Here is a 4,878-nt window from a genome sequence, read left to right as displayed (position 1 = left end):
GATCATTCAGGCTTTTTTTTTAAATTCCGATATTACTTTGCAGCAGTTGCTTCGGTTGTAATATTTACAGTGATCTTGTCACCCACGTTAGGCACATAATTTCCGATACCAAATGCTGAACGGTTAAAGCTAGTGGTCGCATTAAAGCCAATTGCAGGTACTTTTGCCATTGGGTGCTCGCCTTGTTTATTAAGCACAGCATCTAATACCACAGGCTTAGTCACACCTTTAACAGTCAAATCACCTGTAATTTTAAAGTGCTTTTTGTCTTTGGTTTCTACTTTGGTACTTTTGAAAGTAATGTTTGGATATTTTGCAGCATTAAACCATGCTTCTTCCTGAAATTCTTTGTCTAAAGCAGGAACATTGGTATTTACGCTGCTTAAAGGAATCGTGACTTCAACTGATGAATTTGCAGGTTTTGCATTATCAACCTTGATCACACCCTGGATGTCAGTGAAGTTTGCACTTGGGGTAGAAAAACCAAAGTGATTCCAGCTGAATACAGTTGCTGTATGCGTTGGGTCAATTTTATAATCTACAGGCGCTGCCAAAGTTACTGAACTTGCTAACGCGACTGCTAAACCGAGGCTTAATGTTTTAAATTGCATTTTTCGTATCCTTGTTTGATATAGCCATTAGTGTATAGATCAAGTATTTTTATTCACTAGTCTTTATAAAACGATATGTTTCATCCATGCAACAATAAAAGCGTTACAGTTGTTATTTAAAACACCTATCATAAGACCATTCGCTACTCGACAATTGATTTGAGAAATAACATGATCAATTGATAAATTTAGATTTAAATTCTTAAAGATAAACAACAAGGTAGAATATGACTCATACAGTTCAAGCTCAAAATACTTCAACGCCTTATCGTGTTACGCTTACAGACGCTTCTGGTCATAGCTGGTATGCAGATGAACCTACAGACAAAGGTGGGCAAGATACCGCGCCAAATCCAGTTCAGCTGTTACTTTCCGCTTTAGGTGCATGTACAACCATTACCTTAGAAATGTATGCCAATCACAAAGGCATTAAACTTGAACATGTTCATGTCGATTTAGCCTTAAATCCGAATGGTGAACCTGAGGCAGGTCAAAATAATATTGAACGTAAAATTACTCTAAAAGGTGAATTTACTGAAGAGCAGCACAAACGTTTGTTAAAAGTCGCGGAAAGCTGCCCAATTCATAAGTTGTTAACGTCTAATATTTCAATTCAGAGTGAGCTGCATATTTAATTTTAATAAATATAAAAAAAAGCGCCCTATTCAGGACGCTTTTTTATACCACTTAATTCAATTAAGCAGTCAATTCTTTAACCGCAGCAACAACCGCTTCAGTGGTAATACCGAAGAACTGGAACAAGTCTTTTGCTGGTGCAGATTCGCCGTAAGTGGTCATACCAATCACTTTGCCGTCTAAACCAACAAACTTCCACCAGTAATCCACATGAGCCGCTTCAACTGCTACGCGTGCACGAATATGTGCAGGCAATACCGCTTCACGATATGCAGCATCTTGCTTCATGAACTCTTCAGCACATGGCATAGATACAACACGCACGCCTTCAAGTTGTGCATATGCTTCCATTGCCAATGAAACTTCTGAACCAGTCGCGATGATGATTGCTTTTAACTCGCCTTTCTCTTCAGCAAGCACATAACCACCTTTTGCAACGTTTTGAATTTGAGCTTCATTACGTGCTTGGAATGGCAAGTTTTGACGAGAGAAAATTAACGCTGATGGACCATCTTTACGTTGAAGTGCAGATTTCCAAGAAACCGCTGCTTCAACTGTGTCACATGGGCGCCATGTATTTAAGTTTGGCGTACCGCGTAATGATGCAATTTGTTCGATTGGTTGATGCGTAGGACCATCTTCACCTAAACCGATCGAGTCATGTGTATAAACATGAATCACACGTTGCTTCATCAATGCAGACATACGCACGGCATTACGCGCATATTCCATAAACATCAAGAATGTTGCAACGTAAGGAACGAAGCCACCGTGTAAAGCTACACCATTCGCAATTGCAGTCATACCGAATTCACGAACACCGTAATACACGTAGTTACCCGCTGGATTTTCCTGTACGCCTTGGCAACCTTTCCAAAGTGTTAGGTTAGAACCCGCCAAGTCAGCAGAACCACCTAATAATTCAGGAAGTAATGGACCAAATGCTTGTAATGTATTTTGGCTTGCTTTACGTGTCGCAATAGTTTCAGCTTTAGCATTGGTTTCAGCAATGAAAGCATCTGCTTGTGCTGCAAACTCAGCTGGCAAATCACCATTGATACGGCGTAATAATTCTGCTGCTTCAGTTGGATATTTTGCTTGGTATTGAGCAAACAATTCATTCCATGCTGCTTCAGATGTTTGACCTTTTGCTTTTGCATCCCAAGCTGCATATACATCTTCAGGAATAACAAATGAATCTTCTTTCCAGCCTAATGCTTCACGCGTTAAAACGATTTCGTCTTTACCCAATGGTGCACCGTGGCAATCTTCTTTACCTTGTTTGTTTGGTGAACCTAGACCAATAATCGTTTTACAGATAATGATCGTTGGTTTATTGGTTTCAGCTTTTGCTTCAAGAGTTGCTTGGCGAATGGCAGCAGCATCATGGCCATCGACATGAAGAACTTGCCAACCATATGCATTGAAACGTTGTTCAGTATCATCGCTGAACCAACCTTCCACTTCACCATCAATCGAGATACCGTTGTCATCGTAGTATGCGATCAACTTACCAAGACCTAAAGTCCCCGCAAGTGAACATACTTCGTGAGAAATACCTTCCATTAAGCAGCCATCGCCAAGGAAGCAGTAAGTGAAGTGATCAACAACGTTTAAATCGTCTTTGTTGAACTGTGCAGCCAAAGTTTTTTCAGCAAGTGCGAAACCAACTGCATTGGCAATCCCCTGGCCTAATGGACCAGTTGTTGTTTCAATACCAGGTGCATAACCATATTCAGGGTGACCTGGTGTTTTAGAATGTAATTGACGGAACTGTTTTAAATCTTCAATAGATAAATCATAACCAGTCAAATGCAATAACGCATATTGCAACATAGAGCCATGACCATTTGACAATACGAAGCGGTCACGGTTCGCCCATTGCGGGTTGGTCGGGTTATGATTTAAAAATTCACGCCAAACCACGTCAGCGATATCTGCCATCCCCATTGGTGCACCTGGATGCCCTGAGTTTGCTTGTTGCACAGCATCCATTGCCAAGACACGAATTGCATTTGCAATACGACGTTCATTTAAAGGGGTTGTCATAAGTCAGAATCCGATTAAATCAAATAAGATGAGAGAAGATGAGAAACCATCTTTCAAAAACTGCCACTATTGTCTTAAAAAAACGCCAATGGGTAAAGTCCAATAGACGATATTTCTTGTTTTTCACGCAATCATTTAGCATTAAGTGTGTAAATGTTCATACGATAGGCAGTACCAGCAATATCAAGTAAAAAATTTAAGCGACAAATTACAGATTTATTCATATAAAAAACCCTAAATATCAATTTCCCTGATACTCATATCAATAAAAACATCATGAAAATGAAATAAATTCACGCTTTTTAGTCAGCTTGTGCTAGTCCTATGCGTCAAGTCGATGTAACATACTCTGTCTTTTTGAAAATACCAATGATAGGACGTTCATGCGCGAGTATGCTGTTTTTACTTCAGAATCTGTAAGCGAAGGTCATCCAGATAAAATGGCTGACCAAATTAGCGATGCAATTTTAGATGCAATCCTAAGAGAAGACCCGTATGCGCGTGTCGCTTGTGAAACATTAGTAAAAACAGGTGCGGTTGTTCTTGCTGGTGAAATCACAACGACAGCAAATGTGGACTTTGAAGCGATTGTACGTCAAACCGTAAATGGAATTGGTTATCACCATTCTGACTTAGGTTTCGATGGTTCAACTTGTGCCGTGATCAACATGATCGGTAAGCAGTCTCCTGAGATTGCACAAGGTGTTGATCGCCAAAAGCCAGAAGATCAAGGTGCAGGTGATCAAGGTCTCATGTTCGGTTACGCAAGCCGTGAAACTGATGTGTTGATGCCTGCTCCAATCTCTTACGCTCACCGTTTAATGGAGCGTCAAGCAGAATTACGTCGTTCAGGTGCTTTACCGTGGTTACGCCCAGATGCGAAAAGCCAGGTAACGTTTGCTTATGAAAATGGCAAACCGGTTCGTTTAGATGCTGTTGTTTTATCAACTCAACATGATCCTGAAATTTCTCAAATTCAGTTAAAAGAAGCTGTCATTGAAGAAATCGTTAAACCGATCATTCCTGCTGAAATGTTCCATGCAGGTACTAAATTCCATATCAACCCAACAGGTATGTTCGTCATTGGCGGTCCTGTAGGTGACTGTGGTTTAACAGGTCGTAAAATTATTGTAGATACTTACGGCGGTATGGCTCGTCACGGTGGTGGTGCTTTCTCTGGTAAAGATCCATCAAAAGTTGACCGTTCAGCTGCTTATGCTGGCCGTTATGTTGCGAAAAATATTGTTGCAGCTGGTTTAGCAGATAAATGTGAAATTCAGGTGAGTTATGCAATCGGTGTTGCTGAACCAACTTCAATTTCAATCAACACTTTTAACACTGGTAAAGTATCAGACGAGTTAATTGTTCAACTTGTACGTGAACACTTTGACTTACGTCCATACGGCATTACCCGTATGCTGAATCTGATTCAACCAATGTATAAGCAAACAGCAGCTTATGGTCACTTTGGCCGTGAAGGTTCTGACTCTGCTTTTACTTGGGAAAAAACAGATAAAGTAGATATCCTGAAAGATGCAGCTGGACTCTAATCCACGGCTCTTCAATAAAAAAGCTCGCAATT

At 40.4% G+C, this 4,878-nt stretch carries 4 protein-coding genes; 2 read left to right on the top strand and 2 right to left on the bottom strand.

The window, feature by feature from the left end:
• Nucleotides 1–32 precede the first annotated feature (32 nt).
• Complete coding sequence (locus A9Z07_RS04920; RefSeq protein WP_004771813.1) at nt 33–611, bottom strand: YceI family protein; 579 nt, start codon at nt 609–611, stop codon at nt 33–35.
• A 227-nt stretch (nt 612–838) separates the two neighbouring features.
• Here A9Z07_RS04920 and A9Z07_RS04915 point away from each other — a divergent pair, with 227 nt between their 5' ends.
• The gene (locus A9Z07_RS04915; RefSeq protein ID WP_069577363.1) at nt 839–1,246 is read left to right on the top strand and encodes an OsmC family protein; all 408 of its coding nucleotides are present in this window, start codon (nt 839–841) and stop codon (nt 1,244–1,246) included.
• A 61-nt stretch (nt 1,247–1,307) separates the two neighbouring features.
• On the opposite strand, the gene tkt is transcribed toward A9Z07_RS04915, so the two are convergent.
• Nucleotides 1,308–3,296, bottom strand: coding sequence for a transketolase (gene tkt, locus A9Z07_RS04910; RefSeq protein ID WP_004771811.1), 1,989 nt, complete (start codon nt 3,294–3,296; stop codon nt 1,308–1,310).
• 383 nt (nt 3,297–3,679) lie between these two features.
• Between tkt and metK the strand changes: the two genes are divergently transcribed.
• A complete protein-coding gene (gene metK / locus A9Z07_RS04905; protein ID WP_004771809.1) occupies nt 3,680–4,846 on the top strand; it encodes a methionine adenosyltransferase in 1,167 nt (388 codons plus the stop codon).
• Nucleotides 4,847–4,878 lie beyond the last annotated feature (32 nt).

It is taken from the genome of Acinetobacter sp. YK3, from assembly GCF_001729365.1.
GTDB classification, from domain to species: domain Bacteria; phylum Pseudomonadota; class Gammaproteobacteria; order Pseudomonadales; family Moraxellaceae; genus Acinetobacter; species Acinetobacter vivianii.
This window is presented reverse-complemented; position numbering and strand designations above follow the sequence as displayed.

What these genes read in the sequence shown, in the direction of transcription:
- tkt (WP_004771811.1), bottom strand. Translation starts at nt 3,296, where the DNA reads ATGACAACCCCTTTAAATGAACGTCGTATTGCAAATGCAATTCGTGTC.
- A9Z07_RS04920 (WP_004771813.1), bottom strand. Translation starts at nt 611, where the DNA reads ATGCAATTTAAAACATTAAGCCTCGGTTTAGCAGTCGCGTTAGCAAGT.
- A9Z07_RS04915 (WP_069577363.1), top strand. Translation starts at nt 839, where the DNA reads ATGACTCATACAGTTCAAGCTCAAAATACTTCAACGCCTTATCGTGTT.
- metK (WP_004771809.1), top strand. Translation starts at nt 3,680, where the DNA reads ATGCGCGAGTATGCTGTTTTTACTTCAGAATCTGTAAGCGAAGGTCAT.